The sequence below is a fragment of the Amycolatopsis sp. cmx-8-4 genome, assembly GCF_046548675.1.
Lineage (GTDB): Bacteria > Actinomycetota > Actinomycetes > Mycobacteriales > Pseudonocardiaceae > Amycolatopsis.
Window position 1 is genome coordinate 396,910 of sequence record NZ_JAEBDZ010000006.1, and the last position, 21,022, is coordinate 417,931.

A 21,022-nucleotide genomic window follows, 5' to 3' on the forward strand; every position below is an offset into this window, starting at 1 on the left:
CCTGCCGTCACCGGGTGTCCTCGCGGAAGATCTCTTCGATCTCGTACATCAGCCCTTCAGCGGTTCCGTCGCCGTGTATGGCGTTGATCAACAAGCACAGTTCCCACAGAGCGAACAGCCAGAGGAGCGCTTCGGCTTCGGAAACCTCTTTCGGTATGCGCAAACGATGTTCGGTGGCCGAATCGTGCACTTGTGCGGCCCACAGGCTGCCGGCGACCAGCGGTAGCTCTTCTCGGACCGCCGGAGTGAAGTCCGGACGGTTGTACAACTTGCGAACCAGCAGGTCTGCGACAGGCTTGATCTCGAGGGTGCCATCGTCCATTTGGCAACGAAGTTCGCCGTCATGGAGCGCTGGTCCCGGCAGCATCACGTCGATCAAGGATATGCATGTACCTACTATTCCGTGTCGATTAGGTGTCAGTGACTGAAGGCCCAAGTCGACTTCGTCGTCAACCAGAAATTGTTCGACCAACGTGATTGCGGATACTAAGTCGCCTGGGATTACTGGCCCGTTCGCGCCTCGGATCGCCGCAATACTTTCCGCGAAGCCCGGGCTGACTATTGCACTTATGCGCTTCCCTCGGCGTAATATGTATACGACCTGATCGCCGCCCTCGGCGTCATTCAGGAGTTTCGTGAATTTATTTCGTGCTTCACGTACGCCGATTTCGGATTCAGTTATGACTTTTTCGAATCGAAGCATGGTCGGAAGCTAGCATGCCTCGAACTTCGAGGCAGGTGTCGATGTGTACACATCGCATGTTGGCGCTGTCGCCTTCGCTGGCCATACTGGCCGCAGATTCCTGCTGTCAAGACTGGCGAAAGAGAGACCCGAGATGGATACCGAGCCTCGGGATGCCGCAGTCCCGGACCGCCGAGATCCGGAGGACGAAGTATCCGACCGTCAGGGGGTAGCATTACGCTCGATCTTGGAGTCGGCCATCGCGAACTGGGGCACGACGGCGCGCTTGGTCGTGCTGGTCGCCGTCTGCGTGACACTCCTCTGCTTGGCGATCGGGCTGCTCCAGGTCGACATCGTCGTCGGTCCGGTGCGGATCACGCGCCACGCGTGGTAAGGGCCGGGCGATCCGCTCGGCCCTCACCACGGCTAGTTCTTGCGCGCCACCAGCGCCAGCCCGCCGCACTCCGTCGGGTCTTCCGGCATGTCGTCGGCGGCGTCCGGGCGCCACTGCGGGATGAACACGACGCCGGGGTCGACGATCTCGAAGCCGTCGACCAGGGCGCGCAGCTCGTCGGCCGAGCGCGGGATCACCGGGTTGGAGCTCTTCTTGTACATCGCCACCGCGCGCGCGGTCTCGTCGCTCTGCCGCTCGTGCGTGGCCGACGAAAGCGCCAGGTAGCTGCCGGGCGCGAGCGCGTCGCGGTAGGCGGCGAGCAGCCGGGCGGGTTCGCGCTCGTCCGGGATGAAGTGCACGAACAGCGCCATCACGACCATCACCGGCTGGTCCAGGTCGAGCATCATCTCGGTGGTGTCGTGCTCGAGGACGTCGTCCGGGAACTCGGCGTCGGCAAACACCATCGCCGCGTTCTCGTTGTCCTCCAGCACGATCTCGCTGTGCGCGACCGCGACCGGCTCGTTGTCCACGTAGACGACTCGCGACGTCGGGTCGGCGGCCTGCGCCACCTCGTGCACGTGCCCCACGGTCGGCATGCCCGAGCCGATGTCGAGGAACTGCCGGATGCCCTGGTCCATCCCGAACCGGATCGCGCGGCGCAGCCACTGCCGGTTGAGCTGCGCGCGCTCCCGCGCGTTCGGCTGCGCCGTCAGCACCTGCTCGGCGAACATCCGGTCGACGGCGTAGTTCAGCTCGCCGCCGAGGATGTAGTCGTACACACGCGCGGCGTTCGGCTTGTCCAGGTCGATGCCGCGCCTAGCGAGTTCGTCTTCGGTCATCCGCCGCTCCCGGGCTCAGGTGTGACGCGAGAATAGCCCGGCCCCGGTCAGGCCTTGCGCGCTACCAGCGACAGACCGCCGGAGAGGGCGGGCGGGTCTTCGAGCGGCTCGTCCGGGCGCCACTCCGGTGTGAACACGACACCCGGCGGCAGGATTTCGAAACCCTTCACCAGCGCGCGCATCTCGTCGGGGGAGCGCAGGGTCAGCGGCGTGCCGCTCTTCTCGTACAGTGCGACCGAGCGCTGTGACTCCTCGCCCTGGCCTTCCCACGTGCCCGACGACAATGCCAGGTAGCTGCCCGGCGGGAACGCGTCCAAGTACTGCGCGATCAGGCCGGCCGGGTCACGGGAGTCCGGGATGAAGTGCACGAACGCGGCCATGATGATCATCACCGGCTGGTCGAAGTCCAGCATCGACTCGGTGGTCGGGTGCTCCAGCACGTCGTCGACGTACTCGGCGTTGGCCTGGACCATCGCCGCGTTGTCGTTGCCCTCCAGCACGATCTCGCTGTGCGCGACAGCGATCGGCTCGTTGTCGACGTAGACGACCTGCGACGCGGGGTCGATCGCCTGGACGACCTCGTGCACGTGCCCGACCGTCGGCATGCCCGAGCCGATGTCCAGGAACTGGCGGATGCCCTGTTCCGCGCCGAACCGCACGGCCCGGCGCAGCCACGCCCGGTTGACCACGGCCATGTGCCGCGCGTTCGGCAGCACGCCCAGGACCTGGTCGGCGAACATCCGGTCGACGGCGTAGTTGAGCTTGCCGCCGATCATGTAGTCGTACACGCGTGCCGCGTTCGGGCGCTCGAGGTCGATGCCCCGCTTCGCGTGTTCGTCTTCGCTCATCCGCCGCTCCAGCCCTCTGGTGTGACGGCGAGAATAGCCGGATTCAGAGCAAAGGCGGCACTATGGCGTCGATGAGGTGCGGCCCGGGTTCGGCGAACGCGCGCTGCAGTTGCTCGGCGAGCTCCTCGGCGGTCGTCGCGCGGGTCGCGGGCACGCCCATGCCCTCCGCGATCTTCACGAAGTCCATGTCCGGCCGCGAAAGGTCGAGCAGCTCGTTCGCCTTCGGGCCGCCCTGCGCCCCGACGCGCTGCAGTTCCAGCCGCAGGATCGCGTACGCGCGGTTGTTGAGCAGCACCGTCGTCACGTTCAGGTTTTCGCGCGCCTGCGTCCACAGCGCGGAGATCGTGTAGAGGGCGCTGCCGTCGGACTGCAGGTTGAGCACGGGCCGGTCCGGTGCCGCCACGGCCGCGCCGGTCGCCACCGGCATGCCGTAGCCGATCGCGCCGCCGGTCAGCGTCAGGACGTCGTGGCGCGGCGCGCCCGCCGTCGCCGTCGGCAGCATCAGGCCGGACGTGTTCGCCTCGTCGGCGATGATCGCGTTCTCCGGCAGCAGCGCGCCGATGACGTCGACCCAGTTCTGCGGGGTCAGCGGGCCGCTCGGCAGCGCGGGCCGGGACGCCTGCTGCAGCACCGGCTCGGTGTCCGCGGCGACGAGGCCGGCGACCTCGGTCAGCGCGCGCATGACGTCCTGTCCGAGCGACGCAAGCGTGTGCACCTGGGCACCTTCCGGCACCAGGTCGCTCGGCTTGCCCGGGTAGGCGAAGAACGACACCGGCGCCTTCGTGCCGGCGACGACGATGTGCTTGATCCCGTCGAGCTGGTAGGTGACCTGCTCGGCGAGGTACCCGAGCCGCTCGATCGTCGGCAGTCCCTCGCCGCGCTCGAGCCGGGAGGGGAACGTCTCGACGAACGCCTTCGCGCCGGTCGCGGCCGCGATCCGGCTGGCCGCGCGGAGTCCTTCTTCGTGACACGCGGCGCCGCCGATCAGCAACGCGACCGGTTCGCCGGTGCCGAATACCGCGGCGACGTCCTTGACCGTGGTCGCGTCCACCGCCTGCGGCACGCGCGGCGGGATCGGCGCGCACGTCTCGCCGCCGTCGCCCCAGGAAGCGTCCGCGGGGAGGATCAGCGTGGCGACGCGGCCGGGCGCGTCCTGCGCCGCGGCGACCGCGGCGGCGGCGTCCGCCCCGACGTCCTTGGTGTGCTCCGAGCGGCGCACCCAGCCTTCGAGCGAGCTCGCGATGGACTCGATGTCCGACTCGAGCGGCGCGTCGTACTGCTTGTGGTAGGTCGCGTGGTCGCCGACGACGTTGACGATCGGCGTGTTCGCGCGGCGCGCGTTGTGCAGGTTCGCCAGGCCGTTGCCGAGCCCCGGGCCGAGGTGCAGCAGCGTCGCGGCGGGCTTGCCGGCGATGCGCGCGTAACCGTCGGCGGCGCCGGTGACGACGCCCTCGAACAGCGCGAGCACGCCCCGCATCTCCGGGACGGTGTCGAGTGCGGCGACGAAGTGCATCTCCGACGTGCCGGGGTTGGCGAAGCACACTTCGACGTCGGCGTCGACCAGGGTGCGGATCAGGGACTGGGCGCCGTTCAGCTCGCTCATGCGGTTCCTTCGGTGAAGAGAACGCCGGGGTTGAGGATCCCGGCGGGGTCGAAGCTCTGCTTGATCCGGCGCATCAACGCGATCTTCGCCGGGTCTTCGAGTTCCTGGTAGTAGCTCGCCTTCGTGCGGCCGAGGCCATGCTCGCCGGAGATCGCGCCGCCCAGTTCCATGGCGTGCGCGAAGATGTCGGTGAGCAGCTGCTTCCGCTTGTCGGTGTCTTTGCAGAAGATCCCGAGGTGCACGTTGCCGTCGCCGGCGTGGCCGCAGCCGATCGCGCCGCCGCCCGCGGCCATCGCGAGCTCCCGCGCCTTCGTGATGAACTCCGGCATCGCGGTGCGCGGCACGACGACGTCGATGACGTCGTCCGCGCCGGCCGCCTTCGCGGTCCAGAAGGCCTTCTCGCGCGCTTCGATGAGCTTTCGCGCGGCGCCGCCGTCGAGGACGTAGACGTCGGTCGCGCCGAGTTCGCCGAGCAGCTCGCCGACGGTCTCGACGTCCTGCTCCAGGCGCTGCGCTTCGCGGTTTTCCAGCGCGACGACGAGGTACGCCTCGGTCGTCTCGCGGATCTTGTCCGGTACGCCGAGCTCGAGCTTCTCGTTGTAGACGATCGCTGCCATCGTCAGGTTGTCGATGTATTCGAGGATGTGCGGTGCGAGCCCGCTGGAGAGGATCTCCGGCACGGCGGCCATGACCTGGTCGAAGTTGCCGAACGGCGCGAGCACGGTGGCGCCGTGTGTCAGCCGCGGGTGCAGCTTGACGATGACCTCGGTGGCCAGCGCGAGAGTGCCCTCGGAGCCGATGATCAGCTGGGTGAGGTCGTAGCCGGTCGACACCTTCGACGTCTTGCCGCCGGTGCGGAGGATCTCGCCGGTCGGCAGCACGGCCTGCAGGCCGAGGACGTTGTTGCGGGTGACGCCGTACTTCACCGCGCGCATCCCGCCGGCGTTGGTGCCGACGTTCCCGCCGACGCTCGCGCTCAGCTCGCCGGGATAGACGGTGTAGCTGAGCCCGGCTTCCGCGGTCTTGACGTCGAGTTCGGCGAGCGTGACGCCGGGCTGCACGACGGCGACGTGGTTGCCGGTGTCGATCTCGAGCACGGAGTTCATCCGCTCGAAGGAGATGACGAGGCCGTCCTTCTGTGGTCGCGCCGCGCCGGACAACCCGCTGCCGGAGCCGCGCGCCGTCACCGGGACGTTGTGCTCCGTAGCCGCCTTCAGCAGCTCCGCGACTTCTTCGGCCGTTGCCGGCTTCGCGACGTACGCGGGCTTCTGCGGCTCCGCCGTCAGCGCTTCGTCGTGCGCGTAGTCCTCGGAGATCGCCTCGCCCGTGAGCAGGTTCTTGTCCCCGACGATCTCGGCCAGCTGTGCCGCCACGTCGCCCATCGAGAGTCTCTCCTCCGCGCCGTTGCTGTGGTTACCGCAGCGTAGTACGTACCGCCAGTACGCCGCTATGAAGATGTTTCACATTTGGCGGGGCGAGTCAGGATTTAGCTCAGCCTAAATCTCTGGTGGGTGACGGCCGGCGGGGTGAGGCTTCCGGCATGACATCGACTTACACCTTCGACGACGGCTTTTCCGTGCGGCGCCTGGGGTTCGGCGCCATGCGGCTGACCGGGTGGGACCACGTGCCGGCCGGGGCCGCGGCGATCGCGCGCCGGGCGGCGGAGCTCGGCGTGACGTTCTTCGACACCGCCGACGCCTACGACCTGGGGCGGAACGAGGAGCTGCTCGCCGAGGTGCTCCACCCGTACCCGGGGCTGCTCGTGGCGACGAAGTGCGGGCACGCCCGCCCGAGCCGCGGCGAGTGGGTCCCGCTCGGCCGGCCCGAGTACCTCCGGCAACAGGCGGAGCTCTCGCTGCGACGTCTGCGCGTCGACCGCCTGGACCTGCTGCAGCTGCACCGGCTCGACCCGCAGGTGCCGCTCGCGGACCAGATCGGCGCGCTCGCGCAGCTGCGGGAAGAAGGCAAGGTCGCGCGGATCGGACTGTCCGAGGTGAGCGTCGCGCAGCTCGAAGAAGCCCGGGCCATCGCGCCCATCGCGAGCGTGCAGAACCGCTACAACCTGACCGACCGGGCGTCCGATGACGTCCTCGATCACTGCGAGCGCGAAGGGATCGCGTTCATCCCGTGGCTGCCGATCGCGAACGGTGGTCATGCGACGGCCGGCGGGGTGCTCGGAAAGGTCGCGGCCGATCTCGGCGCGACACCCGCTCAGGTGTCCCTCGCCTGGTTGCTGCGCCGGTCCCCGGTCGTCATCCCGATTCCCGGGACATCGTCGCTTGAACACCTCGAAGAGAATTGCGGCGCGTCGGAAGTCGAGCTTTCCGACGACGATTTCGCGCGGTTGTCCGCGAGCGCGTGAAACGGCCCGGCCGCGGTTTCCCACGACCGGGCCGTTCGGTCGCCTAGGTCAGACCAGCCAGCCGAGGACGTGCGCCAGGTGCGCGAGAACGCCCGTGAGGATGTCGTGGGCGTGGTGCGCGTGCTGGGCGAACATCTGCATGGAAAGGCTCCTTAATGAATGATTCCTGATTCCCTGGAGTTGCTCTCGCGAGGAGCTGAATCAGGTTTTCACCGTGCTGGCGACCTGTCAAAGAGCCGAATTCCGAGAATCCCGCCGTCGCGGAATCTTCCCATGCTAAACACGTAATCCCTTCGTGTTTGCCGCCGGGGTGCCCTGGTCGGCGGTCAGCCACTCTGGGTAGCAACTGGACCGATCATCACTGTCGGTGATGCCGGGCTTGATCCGGCAACCTGGGCACTCGCGTAGCTCGATCTGGTGATCACCGGCCACGAAAGGTGAAACTCCGACGATCACCCTTTCGAGTGGCGGAAGGCGTGAAAAGGGAACGCCGGGTGCGGTATTCGCACCCGGCGTCCCCTTGGCGGGTAACGGTTTCAGGCCCGCGCGAACGAGAGCGTCTCGCCCTCGACACCCCGTAGCCAGAGGTCCTGCGTGGCGGCCGCCATCTCGGCCAGGCCCTCCTCGATCGTGGCGAACACGTTCCCCGGCACCCAGCCCGCGTCGCCGTTGATCAGCAGGTTGTTCCGCCCGTAGAAGATCGCTAGGTCGGTCGCGCCCTGGTCGCTGTGCGCCTCGCTGCCGTCGTCGTAGCCGTACGCGGGGTTGCCGATTTCCCACGCTTCGAAGCCGAAGTACAGGACGTCGCCGGGGATCGGCGTGATCGTCGGGTTCTCCCGCCCCGGCTTGGGCTCCGCGAAGGACGGTACGAGTGTGTAGACCTCGTTGCGCGCGTACTTCGCGTGGTAGGCGGAACCGCTCTGCGGCAACGCGTCCCACACCGCGTTGCAGGTGCGCGGCGCCTCGTCGTCCAGCAGCCGGGCCCGGCAGGCGATCCCGCGTTTGTCGAGTGTGATCGTGACGTACCGGGCCATCCTCAGCTCCCCGTGACGGACGCGACGACCTCGCCCCAGATGCGCAGCGCGTCGTCGACCTGCTCGGCGGTGACCACCAGCGGCGGCACCATCCGGACCACGTTCATGTACGGCCCGCAGGTGAGCAGCAGCAGGCCGTTCTTGGCCGCGGCCTGCTGCGCGGCCGCCGCCGTCGCCGGGTCCGGCTCGCCGTCGGCCGTCGTGAACTCCGAGCCGACCAGCAGTCCGAGCCCGCGCACCTCGCCGATCGCCGGCGTCTTGTCCGCGACGAGCCGCGCGCCGTCGAGCAGCTGCTGCCCGCGCGTCGCGGCGTTCTCCACCAGGTTCTCCTGCTGGATCACCTCGAGCGTCGCGATCGCGGCGGCGCACGAAACGGCGTTGCCGCCGTACGTCCCGCCCTGCGAGCCCGGGAGCGCCTTCGCCATCAGCTCCTGCGAAGCGGCGATGCCGGACAGCGGGAAGCCGCTCGCCAGGCCCTTCGCGATGAGCACGATGTCGGGGGAGACGTCGAAGTGGTCGTGCCCCCAGAACTTCCCGGTGCGGCCGAAGCCGGTCTGGATCTCGTCGACCACCAGCAGGATCCCGTGGCGGTCGGCGCGCTCGCGCAGCCCGGCCATGAACTCGGTGTTCGCCGGCACGTAACCGCCCTCACCGAGCACCGGCTCGACGAAGATCGCGGCGGTCTCGTTGGGCGCGCTGACCGTCTGGAACAGGAAGTCCAGCTCGCGCAGCGCGAACTTCGTCGAGGTCTGCTCGTCCCAGCCGTAGTGGAAGGCGTAGGGGAACGGCGCGACGTGCACGCCGGCCATCAGCGGGCCGATGCCGGCGCTGAACCGCGTCCCGGACGTCGTCATCGACGCCGCCGCGACGGTCCGGCCGTGGAAGCCGCCCTGCATGACGATGACGTTCGGGCGCTTCGTCGCCTGCCGCGAAAGCCGCAGCGCGGCTTCGACGGCTTCGCTGCCGGAGTTCGCGTAGAAGAGCGAGTCGAGGCCGCTCGGCAGGACGTCGCCGAGGCGCTCGGTCAGTTCGAGCAGCGGCTTGTGCATCACCGTCGTGTACTGCCCGTGGACGAGCTTGCCGATCTGCTCCTGCGCTGCTCGTACGACGTGCGGGTGGCAGTGCCCGGTGCTCGTGACGCCGATCCCGGCGGTGAAGTCGAGGTGCCGGTTGCCGTCGACGTCGTAGAGGTAAACCCCTTCACCGTGGTCGACCACGACGGGCGTTGCCTGCTTGAGCAGCGGAGATAGCTGGGCCATGGCAGCGTGCTCCTTGGTCGGTCTGAGTGGGTTGTCGATTGTTGACAATATCCATAGCATGGCCCTCGGGACAACACGTGAGGAGCAGTCGGGATGAGCGTGAGCACCGAGTCCGGCGTCGTCGACGCGGTCGGCAAGGAACTGTTCATCGGCGGCAAGTGGGTCGCCGCCGAGGCCGGGAAGTCCTTCCCGGTCGTGGATCCGGCGACCGGCCGGGAGCTGTGCCAGGTCGCCGACGCCTCTCCGGCGGACGGCGTCGCCGCCCTGGACGCCGCCGTCGCCGCGCAGGCGGATTTCGCGAAGATGGCGCCCCGCGAACGCGGCGAGATCCTGCGCCGGGCGTACGAGCTGCTGATGGCGCGCCAGGACGAGCTCGCCCTGCTCATGACGCTCGAGATGGGCAAGCCGCTGGCGGAGTCGAAGGGCGAGATTGCCTACGCCGCCGAGTTCTTCCGCTGGTTCGCCGAAGAGGCCGTCCGGATCGAGGGCGGCTACGCGACGGCGCCCAACGGCTCGGGCCGCTTCCTCATCACCAAGCAGCCGGTCGGCCCGACGCTGCTGATCACGCCGTGGAACTTCCCGATGGCGATGGGCACCCGCAAGATCGGCTCGGCGATCGCCGCGGGCTGCACGTCGGTGATCAAGCCCGCCGCGCAGACGCCGCTGTCGATGCTCGCGCTGGCCGGCATCCTCGCCGAGGCCGGGCTGCCCGCCGGCGTCCTCAACGTCGTCACGACCAGCGACTCCGGCGGCGTGATGGAGCCGCTGATCCGCGACGGCCGCGCCCGCAAGCTCTCCTTCACCGGCTCCACCGGCGTCGGCCGGAAGCTGCTCGAACAGTGCGCCGACAAGGTGCTGCGGACGTCGATGGAGCTGGGCGGCAACGCGCCGTTCCTGGTCTTCGAGGACGCCGACATGGACGCCGCCATCGAAGGCGCGATGCTCGCGAAGATGCGCAACATCGGCGAGGCGTGCACCGCGGCGAACCGGTTCTACGTGCAGCGCGGCGTCGTCGAGGAGTTCTCGCGACGGCTGACCGAGCGCATGCGGGCCCTGCCGATGGGCCGCGGCACCGAGAAGGACGTCGTCGTCGGCCCGCTGATCGACGAAGCCGCCGTCACCAAGGTGACCGAGCTGGTCAAGGACGCCACCGACCGCGGCGCGAAGGTGCTCACCGGCGGCGCCGGCGTGGACGGTCCGGGCCACTTCTACCAGGCCACCGTCCTGACCGACGTCCCGCAGGAAGCGCGTCTGACGCACGAAGAGATCTTCGGGCCGGTCGCGCCGATCTCCGCGTTCGACACCGAGGAAGAAGTGGTGGCGAAGGCGAACGACACCGAGTTCGGGCTCGTCTCCTACGTCTACACCAGCGATCTCAAGCGGGCGCTGCGCGTCTCCGAGGCGCTCGAAGCAGGGATGATCGGGCTGAACCAGGGCATCGTGTCGAACCCGGCGGCGCCGTTCGGCGGCATCAAGGCGTCCGGGCTCGGCCGCGAGGGCGGCTCGTTCGGCATCGAAGAGTTCCTGGAGACCAAGTACATCGCGGTGGCCCTGTGAGCTCCTACCGCATCGCGAGCATCCCCGGCGACGGCATCGGCGTGGACGTCACGGTCGAGGCCCGCAAGGTCCTCGACGCCGCTTCTTCGAAGTTCGGCTTCTCCCTGGAGTGGACCGAGTTCGACTGGAGCTGCGAGCGGTACGCCCAGCTCGGGTCGATGATGCCGGACGACGGCGTCGCGCAGCTCTCGGCGTTCGACGGGATCCTGCTCGGTGCTGTCGGCTTCCCCGGCGTGCCGGACCACGTTTCCCTGTGGGGCCTGCTGATCCCGCTGCGGCGCGCGTTCTCCCAGTACGTCAACCTGCGCCCGGTGCGGCTGCTGCCGGGCACGACGTCGGTGCTGGCCGGGCGGAAGGCTGATGAGCTGGAGCTGGTGATCGTCCGGGAGAACTCCGAAGGGGAGTACTCCGCGATCGGCGGCCGGCACAACGCGGGCCGGCCGGACGAGTTCGTCCTGCAGGAGTCGGTGTTCACCCGCGTCGGCGTCGAACGGATCATCCGGTACGCCTTCGAACTCGCGCGGACGCGGTCTTCGCGCGTCTGCTCGGCGACGAAGTCCAACGGGCTCATCCACTCGATGCCGTTCTGGGACGAGATCTTCGCCGAGGTCGCGGCCGAGTACCCGGACGTCCACAGTGAACAGATGCACGTGGATGCCTTGGCCGCGCGCATGGTCCAGGCGCCGGACCGGCTCGACGTCATCGTGGGGTCGAACCTCTTCGGCGACATCCTGAGCGACCTCGCGGCCGCGATCACCGGCGGCCTCGGCATGGCACCGTCCGGCAACATCAACCCATCGGGTGAATCCCCGTCGATGTTCGAAGCGGTCCACGGGAGCGCTCCGGACATCGCCGGACAAGGCATCGCCAACCCCGTGGCGCAGATCCTGGCGGCTGCGATGCTGGTCGAACACCTGGGTGAAACTGTTGCCGCGCAAGCGATCCGCGCAGCGGTGGACCGGGTGCTCGACGAGGGCCGGGTGCGCACGCCGGACCTCGGCGGCAGCGATACCACAGAACGGCTCGGCACGGCGGTGGCCGAAGCACTGGGCTGAGTTTTTGTCGGTGCCCTCCGGCACGGTGGTCCCCAGTCCACCGAGGGGGAGGAGACACCGATGTGTCAGCAGTGCGAAGACCCGGACAGATCCGGGTACCTGGAACGGCTTCGCGACGGCGTGGCCGACCGGGGCTGGCTCGTGCAGGGCGTGGAAAGCGCCGGGCCGTACCCGCCGTGGGCCTACACGATCGGGCTCAGCGGGTACGGCCTGCCCGAGCTGGTCGCCACCGGGCTTCCGTTGCGAGCGGCGGCAAACCTGCTCAACGACATGGCGAGCCATTCGCTGCACGCGGCACCACCCGAGCCCGGTGAACGCATCCCGTTGCGCGGCGGCCCGCTGATCGAGGTCGTCCCGCTCGCCGAGCCGTCGGCGCACCTGGTGTTCGCGGTCGCGTTGTACGGGCCGGAAATCCGGGCGCTGCAACTGGTCCACGCGGACGACCGGGGCCGCTGGCCGTGGTCACCCGACTTCCGCGACGGCCACGGCGGCCAGCCGGTCCTGGGGGTCCGCCATGTCCGCTGACTGCGGGTGCGCGCTGCCGGTCGGCTGCTTCCCGGTCCCCGTGCCGTCCGTCCAGGTACGCCTGCCGCCCTTCCGGGTACGCGAGCCGACCCCTCTGATACCCGAGTCGACCTTGCGCTCACGCGTGCCGACGCTCCGATCACGTGTGTCGACCCTGCGATCACATGTGTCGGCTCTCCGATCACGCGCGTCCTCGTTGCGAGCGCGGGGAAATCGCGTGATCGGACCGGCGGCGCGGGTGCTCGGCCGAGCGTCAGGGCACCGGTGGGGCGTGTCCCTCCACGAGGCTGGTGCCCGGTGCGAGGCGCTGCACCGCGTCCTCCATGTGCGCGTCCAGGAGGGCGAGCGCCGTCTCCTCGTCGCCCTCGCGGAGGGCCTGGATAAGCTTCGTGTGCTCGTCCACGCGCTCTTCGACCCGCTGGTAGGTGCCCTGGAGCGCGGTCAGGCACATCCGGGTCTCGATGAGCAGGGTCCGGGCCATGCGGACGAGCCGCTTGCTGCCGGAGGCGTTGATCAGGGCCTCGTGGAACCTCAGGTCCGCCGTCGAAAGCGCGCTCGGGTCGTCGTCACTCGCGGCGGCCGCCATCTCGACGACGGTCCGCTCGAGCACCTGCGCGATCCGGTCGCGTTCGCCGCCGCGGATGGCGCGCAGCATCGCGGCGCGTTCGATCGCGGAGCGGGCGGCGTAGATGTCGTAGACGTCGCCGGGCTCGAGGTCGATCACGAACAGGCCGCGGTGCCGTTCGCTGCGCAGCAGCCCTTCGGACACGAGATGCTGCATGGCTTCCCGGAGCGGCCCCCGTGAGACCTGGAACCGGGCGGCCAGGTCGGTCTCGCCGAGTTGGGTGCCCGGCGGCAGGGTGCCGGTCATGATCGCGTCACGCAGCTGGCGCGCGATGACGGCGGCCGTCGACTCGCGGCTGACCGGCTCGATCGCGGGGAGCATGCCCGGTGGGAGCGCCATGTCAGGCGCTCCGGTCCGGCACATGCCGGAAGAGCGCGCCGAGGGAGCGTACGAGGCGGTGCCGCCCGGTCAGGCGCAGGCCCTCCCAGACGGTGACCTGGTTGGCGGTCAGCACGGGCTTCTGCAGGGCGGCTTCGAGGGTGTTGATCTCCTGGAGCGTCCGCATCGCGGTGTCCGGCACCAGCACCGCGTCGGCGTCCGGGTGGTCGTGGCGCACGGCGAGCTCGACGACGGCCTCCGGTGGCAGCGCGCCGACCTCGGCCGCGGTGACGATGTCGGCGCCGGCCATCGAGACGACCTCGATGCCGCCGGCCTCGAGGAAGTCCGCGAACAGCCGGGCGATGTCGTCCGGGTAGCTGGCGGCGACGGCGACCCGCTTGACGCCGAGGGCGCGCGCGGCGTGCACGAACGCGAAGGAGGTACTGGAGGCGGGCACGCCGGCAACGGCTCTCAGGCGGTCGATCTGGTCCTGGGCGCCGTCCCAGCCGTAGACGAAGCTGCCGCTGGTGCAGGCCCAGATGACGGCGTCAGGCTCGTGCTTCTTGAGCAGGGCGGCGCCGTCGGCGAGGCGGGTCTCGCTGCCGAGGTCCAGCAACTCGGCGACCGCGTGCTTGTCGGTGCCGTAGATGTGCTCGACCGCGAGCCGGATGCCGCCTTCGGCGGCGGCCGTCCCGCCGAGCAACTGCTCGGCGAGCGGGTAGTCGTCTTCGGCCGCGTGGTCGGGGTAGATGAAGCCGATGGTGGTCACGGAACCTCCGGAGAGACGCAAATTGTCGACAATCCTAGAGGGATGGTCAAGGAAACCCTTCACGACACGTCACGAAGCCACTTCCCGGGGCCGACGATGGGCAGGATCATGCGCCGCAGGCATGCCCACATGGTCAGCTGGTTGGCCGTGAGCACCGGTTTGCCGAGCGCGGTCTCGAGCGGCTCGATCAGGTCGTAGGTGGGGAGGTTGGTGCAGCTGACGAAGATCGCTTCGGCGTCACCGTGGTCGGCGGCGAGGATGCGCTCGGCGATGGTCCGGTAGCTGACCTTCCAGATCCCGCCACCCAGCCCGAGGTGGTCGCTGGCGACGAACTCAACGTTCAGCTCGCCGAGGAAGTCGTGCAGCGCCCGGGTCAGGTCGGCGTCGTACGGCGTGAGCACCGAGACTCGGTGCAGGTCGAGCTGGTGCAGTACCTCGGCCAGCGCGCCCGAGGTGGTGACGGCGTCCGGCGCGCCGGCGTCGCAGATCGCCTTGGTCAGCGAGCGTTCGTAGTCGACGCCGTTGACGAAGCTGCCCGACGTGCAGAGGTAGGCGACGACCTCGGGCTCGACGTGCAGCACGTCGCGGGTGGCGCTGGCCAGGTAGTGGCTGTCGCTGACGAGGCGCGCCATCTCCATGCTGACCGGCACGGGCTCGTACGGCGTGCGGGCGAGGTGCAGCGACACCTCCATCGGCACCCAGCGCCAGAGCTCGCGCTCGAGGGCGAGGTCGAAGGGGGCGATCACCCCGATGCCGCGTTGCGCCAGTGGGCCTTCGAACGCCGGGAAGTCGAAATCCAAGGCTCAGCCTCCGGAATACGTCTGAACTTGATGACACGTCCGGTGCTCCGGGGGGTCGTTCCTCGGATTGTTGACAATCATACGAGCCGCTTTTACCGTGTCAACGTGATCGCCTCGGAAAACCGGGAACCTCCCGTCCTGGCCGTGCTCTGCGGCGAGCACCGCCCACCGGACATGCGTGCTGTCGAATCCGGGGCGGTCGTGCGTTACACGGACGCGGCCGGGTTGCCCGAAGCGTTGTCCGGAGCGGACGCGCTGTTCGTCTACGACTTCCTCTCGACGGCCGTGCCGGGGGCCTGGTACGCGGCCGACCAGCTGCGCTGGCTGCACATCGCCAGCGCCGGCGTCGACCCGGTGCTTTTCCCGGGGCTCGTCGAGAGCGACGTCGTCCTGACCAACTCGCGGGGCGTCTTCGACGACGCGATCGCGGAGTACGTCCTGGGCGTCGTGCTCGCCTTCGCCAAGGACTTCGCGCGCTCGCACGACCTGCAGCGCGAGGGCCGCTGGCTGCACCGCGAGAGCGAGCGGATCGCCGGGCGCACGGCGGTGGTCGTCGGCACCGGGCCGATCGGGCGGGCCATCGCGCGGCTGCTGCGCGCAGCCGGGATGCGGGTGAGCGGCGCGGGGCGCCGGGCCCGTACCGGTGACCCCGACTTCGGCGTCGTGCACGACTCCGCGCAGCTCGCCGAGTACCTGCCCGAGGCCGACTACGTCGTCGCGGTCGCGCCGCTGACCGAGAACACCAAGGGAATGTTCGACGCGCGCGCGTTCGCCGCGATGAAGCCGTCGGCCCGGTTCGTGAACGTCGGGCGGGGCGAGCTGGTGGTCACGTCCGACCTGGTCGCGGCGCTGACGGATCGTGCCATCGCCGGAGCTGCGCTCGACGTGTTCGACACCGAGCCGCTGCCGCCCGAGAGTCCACTGTGGAACATGCCGGACGTGCTGCTCTCGCCGCACATGTCCGGGGACTTCATCGGCTGGCGCACCACGCTGGTCGAGGTGTTCGCCGAGAACTTCCGCCGCTGGCGCGCTGGGGAGCCGCTGCGCAACGTCGTCGACAAGACGCTCGGGTACGTGCCGTCGGGGAACCAGGGAGCCGGATGAACGACAGGATGCTGACCGCCAGCGAGCTCGTCGCCGCCTACTCGACCGGTGAGCTTTCACCGGTCGAGGCGACGCAGAACGCGCTGCAGGCCATCGAGGCCCGGGACGGTGAGTGCAACGCCTACACCCTCGTCGACGCCGACGGGGCGCTCGAACAGGCCAAGGCGTCCGAGATCCGCTGGCGCGACGGCAACCCGATCGGCCTGCTCGACGGCGTGCCGTCCTCGATCAAGGACATGTTCCTGACGCAGGGCTGGCCGACCGTCCGGGGCTCGAAGAGCATCGACCCGAACCAGCCGTGGGAGGTCGACAGCCCGGTCGCGGCGCGGATGCGCGAGGCCGGCCTTGTCCTGCTGGGCAAGACGACCACGCCGGAGATCGCCTGGAAGGGCGTCACCGACAGCCCGCTGCAGGGCATCACGCGCAACCCGGCCGACCCGACGAAGACCTCGGGCGGGTCCAGCGGTGGCAGCGCCGCGGCGGTCGCCGCCGGGATGGGTGAGCTGTCCGTCGGCACGGACGGCGGTGGCTCGGTGCGGATCCCGGCGTCGTTCTGCGGGATCGTCGGGCTGAAGCCGACCCACGGCCGGATCGCGCTGTACCCGGCGAGCCCGTTCGGGCCGCTGTCGCACGCAGGCCCGATGGCGCGGTCGGTGGACGACACCGCGCTGCTGATGGACGTGCTGTCGATCCCCGACCACCGTGACCCGGCCGCGCTGGCGCCGCCGGTGGCGTCGTTCCGCGAGGCGGTCCGGCGGGACGTGCGCGGCCTGATCGCCGCGTTCTCGCCGACGCTCGGCTACGTCGACGTCGACCCGGAGGTGGCCGCGATCGTCGCGGCGGCCGTGCGCGCGCTCGGCGACGCCGGGCTGCACGTCGAAGAGACCGACCCCGGGTTCGCCGACCCGAAGCCGGCGTTCGACGTGCTGTGGTCCTCCGGCGCGGCGAAGCTGCTCGACAGCTTCCCGCCGGGTTCCGAGGACCGCACCGATCCCGGCCTGCGCAAGGTCTGGGAACTGGGCAAGACGTGGTCGGCGAGCGACTACCTCGATGCGACCGCCGAGCGCGCCGCGCTGGGCATCCTGATGGGCGAGTTCCACATGCGCTACGACGTGCTGATCACGCCGACCGTCCCGATCCCCGCGTTCGAGGCGGGTCACAACGTGCCGCCGGGCAGCGGGCTGAGCGAGTGGCCGGAGTGGACGCCGTTCACCTATCCGTTCAACATGACCCAGCAGCCCGCGATCAGCGTGCCGGCCGGGAAGACGTCCGCGGGCTTGCCGGTCGGCCTGCAGATCGTCGGGCCGCGGCACTCGGACGACCTCGTGCTGGCCGTCGCGAAGCTACTGGAGGAAGTGCGGCCCTGGGCGCCCGGCTGACCACGTAAGGGTGAAACCCCGGCCACGGCTGGGAAAGCTGTGCCACTGTCGGCCGGGTGAACGCTCAAGGCTGGCGGTACGAACGAGCTATTCCGACCGTCGACGTCACCGGGGAACCGACGCGGGTGGTCGTCGGGCTGGTCGAGCAGGGCGACCGGCTGGCCGCGGGCTTGAGAGTCGGCGACGGCCCGGCCGCGCTGGTCCCGCTGGAGACGGGCGGCGAGCTGCTCAAGGCGCTGCGCGAGACGCTCGAGAGCTGGTGGCGCCTGGACGGTCACCGCGACCTGACCCCGGAGCCCCGCGCGGGCCGGTAGCGCGAGCAGTGTCTTTCGCGACCTGGTCTTGAGATCCGGGCCGGTGGCGTGGCAGTCGTCGTGGCCTGACGTTGATGACGGCGCGGGTGGGTAGCGCGAGCGTGACAGCCGTTGGCGCGGGCACGACAGTCATCGCTGCTCAGCTCGATATCCACGCGGGTCACCGGTGCGAGCGTTGAGGCCTGACCATTGTCCGCGCGGGCGGTAGCGCGAGCAGGTCCGGTGGGGATGCGTGGGTGGGAGCGACAACCCATTGCGGTCCGAGACCGATGCGAGGGCCGTCAGCCGATGCCGAGTTCGGTGAACCGGCGGCGTCCCGGTTCGGTGATCCGCAGGGCGCGGCCACCGGGGCGGCGGCGCACCCAGCCGTCGTCGAGCAAGGCCGTGAACAGTGCGGCTCCCAACGCCCCGGCGAGGTGGACGGTGCCGTGCGACCAGTCGAGGCATGCCCGGACGCCGGGTCGCGTCCGACAGCGTGGCAATGCCGAGGCGGTCAGCAGCGGCTGGTCGAAGGTGCGGACCGTGCCGGATTCGCCTGGGGCCAGGTCGTCGATCACGCCGTCCTTGCGCAGCAGTGCCGCGATGTCCACGCCGAGCTGTCCGCCCACGTGGCCGTAGCAGGCCCGGGCTCGCAGCAACGGCCCCGTCGGCGGGTCGGGTTGGAGCCGCTCGGGCAAGCGGGGCGGGGCGAGGGCGGTCAACGCTTCGACGAGCTGCGCGACCTCCGGGCCGGCCAGCCGGTGCAGGCGCTGACGCCCCGCGTCGGTCGCCCGCACCAGTCGCGCGTCGCGGAGCCGGCGCAGGTGCGAACTCGCGGTGGACGGCGCGATCCGGCCACGGTCGCCAAGGCCCGTGCGGAGTGCGCGGCGCCGTCCATCAGTTGCAGGAGCATCGCGGCCCGCGCCGGTTCGCCGATTGCCTGGGCGACCGAGTCGGGTTCGCCGGGCATGGCGTCGAGCGTAGCCGGGGAACCGTTCGCTCCGGATCGAAGTGTTCTTGTGGCACCCTGCGGCCATGACGAGCGAGTTCGGCACCCCGATCGGCGACCGCTACTTCGCGGACTACGTTCCCGGCGCGACCTACGACTGCGGGAGCGTCGAGGTGAGCGACGCCGAGATCCTGGAGTTCGCCGAGCGCTACGACCCGCAGAGCTTCCACGTCGACCCGGCCGCGGCGGCGGCCGGCCCGTTCGGCGGGCTGATCGCGAGCGGCTGGCACACGGCGAGCCTGATGATGCGGCTCTACGCGGCGCACTACCTGTCCACTGTGGCCAGTCTGGGCAGTCCCGGGGTGGACGAGCTGCGCTGGCCGCGTCCCGTCCGGCCCGGGGCGGTGCTGCGGCTGCGCGCGACCGTGACCGAGGCCCGGGTTTCGCGGTCGAAGCCGGACCGGGGAGTGCTGCGCACGCGGGTCGATTTCGTCGGCGACGGCGGCGACGTGGTGTTCAGCGCGAGCCTGGTGAACCTCCTGCTGGTGCGACCGGTGTCCGCCTGACCAGGCCGCGGATCTGCGGGCTGCACAGCACGAGCGCGGTGGTGACGACGACCAGCACCGCGCCGCCGACCAGCGTCGTCTCGCGGCCGGCGTGCTCGGCCAGCGGGCCCGCGCTGATCTGGCCGAGCGGCAGCGCGAGGAACGAGCCGAGCATGTCGTAGGAGTACACGCGGGCGAGCTTTTCCGGCGGGATGTTTTCCTGCAGCGACACGTCCCACGCGACGGAGAACTGCTCGAGCGCGACGCCGCCGAGGAACATCGCGAGCAGCAGCGGCGCCAGGTAGGGCGTCACGCCGAGTGCGATCATCGGGAGCGCGTCCGCCATGACCAGCGCGACGCCGAGGAACAGCATCCGCCGCGGTCGCCAGTGGGCCGCGAGGACGCCGCCGAGCAGCGCCCCGGCCGTCTGGACCGCCAGGGCGAGACCCCAGCCGGTGCGGCCGAACGTGTCGTCGGCGACCAGCGGGCCGATCACCACGATCGCGCCCGAGTTGACCGCGTTGACCAGCATGAATTGCAGCACCACCAGCCACACCCACGACCGGGAGCGGAATTCGCGCCAGCCCTCGGCGAGCTCGGCGAGCGGGCGGCTGCCGGGGATGCGATCGCCGCTCGGCAGCCGGATGCGGTGGTAGGACAGCGCGGCGGCGACGAACAGCAGCGCGTTTCCGGCGAGCGCCCATCCGGAACCGGCGAAGGCGACCAAGACGCCGGCGAGACTGGCTCCGGCGATCCGGCCGACGTTCGACAGGAGCCGGAGCAGCGCGTTCGCCTGGGTGAGGAGCGCGCTGGGCACGGTCAACGGCGTGAGCGACGCGGCGGCGGGCAGCGAGATGGCCGAGACGGCGCCGTTGACGAGGCTGAGCCCGACCAGCAGCGGCACGGAGGCGAATCCACAGAGGACACTCGCGGCGATGGTGGCCTGCGTGAGCGCGGCGGCGGTTTCGGTGCCTTGCAGGATCACCGACCGCGGCAACCGGTCGGCGAGCATCCCGCCGAACAGCACCAGCAAGATGTTGGCGATCGACCGAGCTCCGACGACGATCCCGAGGTCCACCGCCGACCCGGTCAGATCGACCACGGCGAAGGCCAGCGCGAAGGGCGCGACGGCGTTGCCGAAGTCGGCGAAGGTCCGGCCGGTGACGAGTGCCCGGAACCGGTGCTCCCGCAACGGAGCGAGCAACGGGAGGCTCATCGCTCCTCCTTCGCCGGCGTCGGGGCTGGTTCGGACACGGCGCTCGTCGGGAGCGCTTGCGGTGCATGGCCAGTGCCCGCCTGAACGACGTCGCGGTGGGCCGGCGTCGATCGGATTCGTCGCGGGAGGTCCGGCTCGGGAAGGTACGGCAGGCCCGGTTCGGCGCCGATGTCAAGTTCGCTGTCCACAGGGCCGAAGTTGTCCACAGATTCCCGCACCCCCCGTTTTCGCAGGCAGGCGGCGGTACGCTGGGATCGGGGACGCCCCCCGGGAAGGGTGGGGGCTGCTCTTCGGGCCGGCTCGGATCCGGTGGTCACGGTGCTTCTCCCGGCTTCAGTTCGAACAGCGCCATGCTGACGCTGACGCGGACCGTGCCCGGCGTTCGCGGGGCCTGCGCCGCGGTGTGGAGTTCGTGGCTCAGTTCCTTCGCGCGGGCCAGGAGGTCCGACCACACCTCCGGGGCCAGCCACAGATCGGCGTCCGAGAGCGACGCCGGGCGGCCCGAGGCGCGCGACTCCGCTCGGCGGAGCAGTTCGCTCGCGATCGCCCTCGTCAGCATCTGCTCCTCGACGGGGTCGCGGGACGTGAGGCGCCGGCCGGAGTCGGGGTCGTGGCGGTAGCGCTTGGCCCGGCCGCCGCGGATGCGGACCTCTTCCGCGACCTCCAGCAGGCCCGCGTCGTGCAGGCGGCGGAAGTGGTAGCTGATGTTCGCCTGGGTTTCGCCCAGCTCGCGCGCCGCCTCCGCCGCGCTCATCGCCGTGCCCGTCAGCAGCGAGAGGATCCGCATGCGCAACGGGTGGGCCAAGACCCGGAGGTCGTCGAGGGACATGCTCCCGAGTTTCGGGGACGCCGGCTCAACTGTCAAA

General features: G+C 70.0%; 22 protein-coding genes. 9 read left to right on the top strand and 13 right to left on the bottom strand.

All coding sequences use genetic code 11. The features are described 5' to 3' along the window. Window positions 1-7: 7 nt before the first annotated feature. The gene (locus tag ACLJQZ_RS15800) at window positions 8-379 is read right to left on the bottom strand and encodes a hypothetical protein (RefSeq protein WP_410620720.1); all 372 of its coding nucleotides are present in this window, start codon (window positions 377-379) and stop codon (window positions 8-10) included. Between the two features lie 550 nt (window positions 380-929). Here ACLJQZ_RS15800 and ACLJQZ_RS15805 point away from each other — a divergent pair. After that, window positions 930-1,076, top strand: coding sequence for a hypothetical protein (locus tag ACLJQZ_RS15805; RefSeq protein ID WP_410620721.1), 147 nt, complete (start codon window positions 930-932; stop codon window positions 1,074-1,076). Between the two features lie 32 nt (window positions 1,077-1,108). Here ACLJQZ_RS15805 and ACLJQZ_RS15810 read toward each other — a convergent pair whose 3' ends face one another. From ACLJQZ_RS15810 to ACLJQZ_RS15825, 4 genes are read right to left on the bottom strand one after another with little or no spacing between them, the layout of a single operon-like run. Continuing rightward, window positions 1,109-1,915: an SAM-dependent methyltransferase gene (locus ACLJQZ_RS15810; RefSeq protein ID WP_410620722.1), complete on the bottom strand. Its 807-nt coding sequence runs from the start codon at window positions 1,913-1,915 to the stop codon at window positions 1,109-1,111. 47 nt (window positions 1,916-1,962) lie between these two features. Continuing rightward, window positions 1,963-2,763 carry an SAM-dependent methyltransferase gene (locus ACLJQZ_RS15815; protein ID WP_410620723.1) on the bottom strand — a complete coding sequence of 267 codons (801 nt, stop codon included), beginning with the start codon at window positions 2,761-2,763 and terminating at the stop codon, window positions 1,963-1,965. Between the two features lie 43 nt (window positions 2,764-2,806). After that, window positions 2,807-4,366, bottom strand: coding sequence for an acetolactate synthase large subunit (locus tag ACLJQZ_RS15820; protein ID WP_410620724.1), 1,560 nt, complete (start codon window positions 4,364-4,366; stop codon window positions 2,807-2,809). Beyond that, window positions 4,363-5,748 carry an FAD-binding oxidoreductase gene (locus tag ACLJQZ_RS15825; RefSeq protein ID WP_410620725.1) on the bottom strand — a complete coding sequence of 462 codons (1,386 nt, stop codon included), beginning with the start codon at window positions 5,746-5,748 and terminating at the stop codon, window positions 4,363-4,365. The genes ACLJQZ_RS15820 and ACLJQZ_RS15825 overlap by 4 nt, the downstream gene beginning before the upstream one ends. A 158-nt stretch (window positions 5,749-5,906) precedes the next feature. On the opposite strand from ACLJQZ_RS15825, the gene ACLJQZ_RS15830 reads away from it, so the two are divergent. After that, window positions 5,907-6,728: an aldo/keto reductase gene (locus ACLJQZ_RS15830; RefSeq protein ID WP_410620726.1), complete on the top strand. Its 822-nt coding sequence runs from the start codon at window positions 5,907-5,909 to the stop codon at window positions 6,726-6,728. Between the two features lie 536 nt (window positions 6,729-7,264). Here the strand turns inward: ACLJQZ_RS15830 and ACLJQZ_RS15835 are convergent. Beyond that, window positions 7,265-7,762: a DUF3830 family protein gene (locus tag ACLJQZ_RS15835; protein WP_410620727.1), complete on the bottom strand. Its 498-nt coding sequence runs from the start codon at window positions 7,760-7,762 to the stop codon at window positions 7,265-7,267. Between the two features lie 2 nt (window positions 7,763-7,764). Further along, a complete protein-coding gene (locus tag ACLJQZ_RS15840; RefSeq protein WP_410620728.1) occupies window positions 7,765-9,021 on the bottom strand; it encodes an aspartate aminotransferase family protein in 1,257 nt (418 codons plus the stop codon). Between the two features lie 93 nt (window positions 9,022-9,114). On the opposite strand from ACLJQZ_RS15840, the gene ACLJQZ_RS15845 reads away from it, so the two are divergent. Genes ACLJQZ_RS15845 through ACLJQZ_RS15855 form a run of 3 tightly spaced genes read left to right on the top strand, consistent with a single transcriptional unit; the run spans window position 9,115 to window position 12,158 of the window. Continuing rightward, complete coding sequence (locus ACLJQZ_RS15845) at window positions 9,115-10,578, top strand: NAD-dependent succinate-semialdehyde dehydrogenase (protein WP_410620729.1); 1,464 nt, start codon at window positions 9,115-9,117, stop codon at window positions 10,576-10,578. Beyond that, window positions 10,575-11,633: a tartrate dehydrogenase gene (locus tag ACLJQZ_RS15850; protein WP_410620730.1), complete on the top strand. Its 1,059-nt coding sequence runs from the start codon at window positions 10,575-10,577 to the stop codon at window positions 11,631-11,633. The genes ACLJQZ_RS15845 and ACLJQZ_RS15850 overlap by 4 nt, the downstream gene beginning before the upstream one ends. A 60-nt stretch (window positions 11,634-11,693) precedes the next feature. Beyond that, the gene (locus tag ACLJQZ_RS15855) at window positions 11,694-12,158 is read left to right on the top strand and encodes a DUF4262 domain-containing protein (RefSeq protein WP_410620731.1); all 465 of its coding nucleotides are present in this window, start codon (window positions 11,694-11,696) and stop codon (window positions 12,156-12,158) included. 253 nt (window positions 12,159-12,411) lie between these two features. Here ACLJQZ_RS15855 and ACLJQZ_RS15860 read toward each other — a convergent pair whose 3' ends face one another. From ACLJQZ_RS15860 to ACLJQZ_RS15870, 3 genes are read right to left on the bottom strand one after another with little or no spacing between them, the layout of a single operon-like run. Next, the gene (locus tag ACLJQZ_RS15860) at window positions 12,412-13,122 is read right to left on the bottom strand and encodes a GntR family transcriptional regulator (RefSeq protein ID WP_328644695.1); all 711 of its coding nucleotides are present in this window, start codon (window positions 13,120-13,122) and stop codon (window positions 12,412-12,414) included. Between the two features lies 1 nt (window position 13,123). Further along, on the bottom strand, window positions 13,124-13,870 hold the full coding sequence (locus tag ACLJQZ_RS15865; RefSeq protein WP_410620732.1) for a maleate cis-trans isomerase: 747 nt from the start codon (window positions 13,868-13,870) through the stop codon (window positions 13,124-13,126). Between the two features lie 59 nt (window positions 13,871-13,929). Next, window positions 13,930-14,670: an Asp/Glu/hydantoin racemase gene (locus tag ACLJQZ_RS15870; protein ID WP_410620733.1), complete on the bottom strand. Its 741-nt coding sequence runs from the start codon at window positions 14,668-14,670 to the stop codon at window positions 13,930-13,932. Between the two features lie 105 nt (window positions 14,671-14,775). On the opposite strand from ACLJQZ_RS15870, the gene ACLJQZ_RS15875 reads away from it, so the two are divergent. The 3 genes from ACLJQZ_RS15875 to ACLJQZ_RS15885 are packed head-to-tail and all read left to right on the top strand — an operon-like array spanning window position 14,776 to window position 17,467. Continuing rightward, window positions 14,776-15,774 (top strand): D-2-hydroxyacid dehydrogenase, encoded by a 999-nt coding sequence (locus ACLJQZ_RS15875; protein WP_410620734.1) that lies wholly within the window; start codon window positions 14,776-14,778, stop codon window positions 15,772-15,774. Next, complete coding sequence (locus ACLJQZ_RS15880) at window positions 15,771-17,153, top strand: amidase (protein WP_410620735.1); 1,383 nt, start codon at window positions 15,771-15,773, stop codon at window positions 17,151-17,153. The genes ACLJQZ_RS15875 and ACLJQZ_RS15880 overlap by 4 nt, the downstream gene beginning before the upstream one ends. 56 nt (window positions 17,154-17,209) lie before the next feature. Further along, entirely contained in the window at window positions 17,210-17,467 is a 258-nt protein-coding gene (locus tag ACLJQZ_RS15885; RefSeq protein WP_247057269.1) for a hypothetical protein, read from the top strand. A 281-nt stretch (window positions 17,468-17,748) separates the two neighbouring features. On the opposite strand, the gene ACLJQZ_RS15890 is transcribed toward ACLJQZ_RS15885, so the two are convergent. Continuing rightward, complete coding sequence (locus ACLJQZ_RS15890; RefSeq protein ID WP_410620736.1) at window positions 17,749-18,243, bottom strand: hypothetical protein; 495 nt, start codon at window positions 18,241-18,243, stop codon at window positions 17,749-17,751. Between the two features lie 238 nt (window positions 18,244-18,481). On the opposite strand from ACLJQZ_RS15890, the gene ACLJQZ_RS15895 reads away from it, so the two are divergent. Further along, complete coding sequence (locus ACLJQZ_RS15895; RefSeq protein WP_410620737.1) at window positions 18,482-18,961, top strand: MaoC family dehydratase; 480 nt, start codon at window positions 18,482-18,484, stop codon at window positions 18,959-18,961. Here ACLJQZ_RS15895 and ACLJQZ_RS15900 read toward each other — a convergent pair. Both ACLJQZ_RS15900 and ACLJQZ_RS15905 read right to left on the bottom strand, forming a co-directional pair. Continuing rightward, window positions 18,912-20,156: an MFS transporter gene (locus ACLJQZ_RS15900; protein ID WP_410620738.1), complete on the bottom strand. Its 1,245-nt coding sequence runs from the start codon at window positions 20,154-20,156 to the stop codon at window positions 18,912-18,914. The genes ACLJQZ_RS15895 and ACLJQZ_RS15900 overlap by 50 nt on opposite strands. Window positions 20,157-20,469: 313 nt before the next feature. Then, on the bottom strand, window positions 20,470-20,985 hold the full coding sequence (locus tag ACLJQZ_RS15905; protein ID WP_410620739.1) for an ArsR/SmtB family transcription factor: 516 nt from the start codon (window positions 20,983-20,985) through the stop codon (window positions 20,470-20,472). Window positions 20,986-21,022: the final 37 nt, after the last annotated feature.

Excerpts from the sequence above, each read along its gene's own strand:
- ACLJQZ_RS15815 (WP_410620723.1), bottom strand. The coding sequence starts at position 2,763 with ATGAGCGAAGACGAACACGCGAAGCGGGGCATCGACCTCGAGCGCCCG.
- ACLJQZ_RS15840 (WP_410620728.1), bottom strand. The coding sequence starts at position 9,021 with ATGGCCCAGCTATCTCCGCTGCTCAAGCAGGCAACGCCCGTCGTGGTC.
- ACLJQZ_RS15900 (WP_410620738.1), bottom strand. The coding sequence starts at position 20,156 with ATGAGCCTCCCGTTGCTCGCTCCGTTGCGGGAGCACCGGTTCCGGGCA.
- ACLJQZ_RS15905 (WP_410620739.1), bottom strand. The coding sequence starts at position 20,985 with ATGTCCCTCGACGACCTCCGGGTCTTGGCCCACCCGTTGCGCATGCGG.
- ACLJQZ_RS15810 (WP_410620722.1), bottom strand. The coding sequence starts at position 1,915 with ATGACCGAAGACGAACTCGCTAGGCGCGGCATCGACCTGGACAAGCCG.
- ACLJQZ_RS15855 (WP_410620731.1), top strand. The coding sequence starts at position 11,694 with ATGTGTCAGCAGTGCGAAGACCCGGACAGATCCGGGTACCTGGAACGG.
- ACLJQZ_RS15830 (WP_410620726.1), top strand. The coding sequence starts at position 5,907 with ATGACATCGACTTACACCTTCGACGACGGCTTTTCCGTGCGGCGCCTG.
- ACLJQZ_RS15820 (WP_410620724.1), bottom strand. The coding sequence starts at position 4,366 with ATGAGCGAGCTGAACGGCGCCCAGTCCCTGATCCGCACCCTGGTCGAC.
- ACLJQZ_RS15880 (WP_410620735.1), top strand. The coding sequence starts at position 15,771 with ATGAACGACAGGATGCTGACCGCCAGCGAGCTCGTCGCCGCCTACTCG.
- ACLJQZ_RS15845 (WP_410620729.1), top strand. The coding sequence starts at position 9,115 with ATGAGCGTGAGCACCGAGTCCGGCGTCGTCGACGCGGTCGGCAAGGAA.
- ACLJQZ_RS15860 (WP_328644695.1), bottom strand. The coding sequence starts at position 13,122 with ATGGCGCTCCCACCGGGCATGCTCCCCGCGATCGAGCCGGTCAGCCGC.
- ACLJQZ_RS15835 (WP_410620727.1), bottom strand. The coding sequence starts at position 7,762 with ATGGCCCGGTACGTCACGATCACACTCGACAAACGCGGGATCGCCTGC.
- ACLJQZ_RS15825 (WP_410620725.1), bottom strand. The coding sequence starts at position 5,748 with ATGGGCGACGTGGCGGCACAGCTGGCCGAGATCGTCGGGGACAAGAAC.
- ACLJQZ_RS15895 (WP_410620737.1), top strand. The coding sequence starts at position 18,482 with ATGACGAGCGAGTTCGGCACCCCGATCGGCGACCGCTACTTCGCGGAC.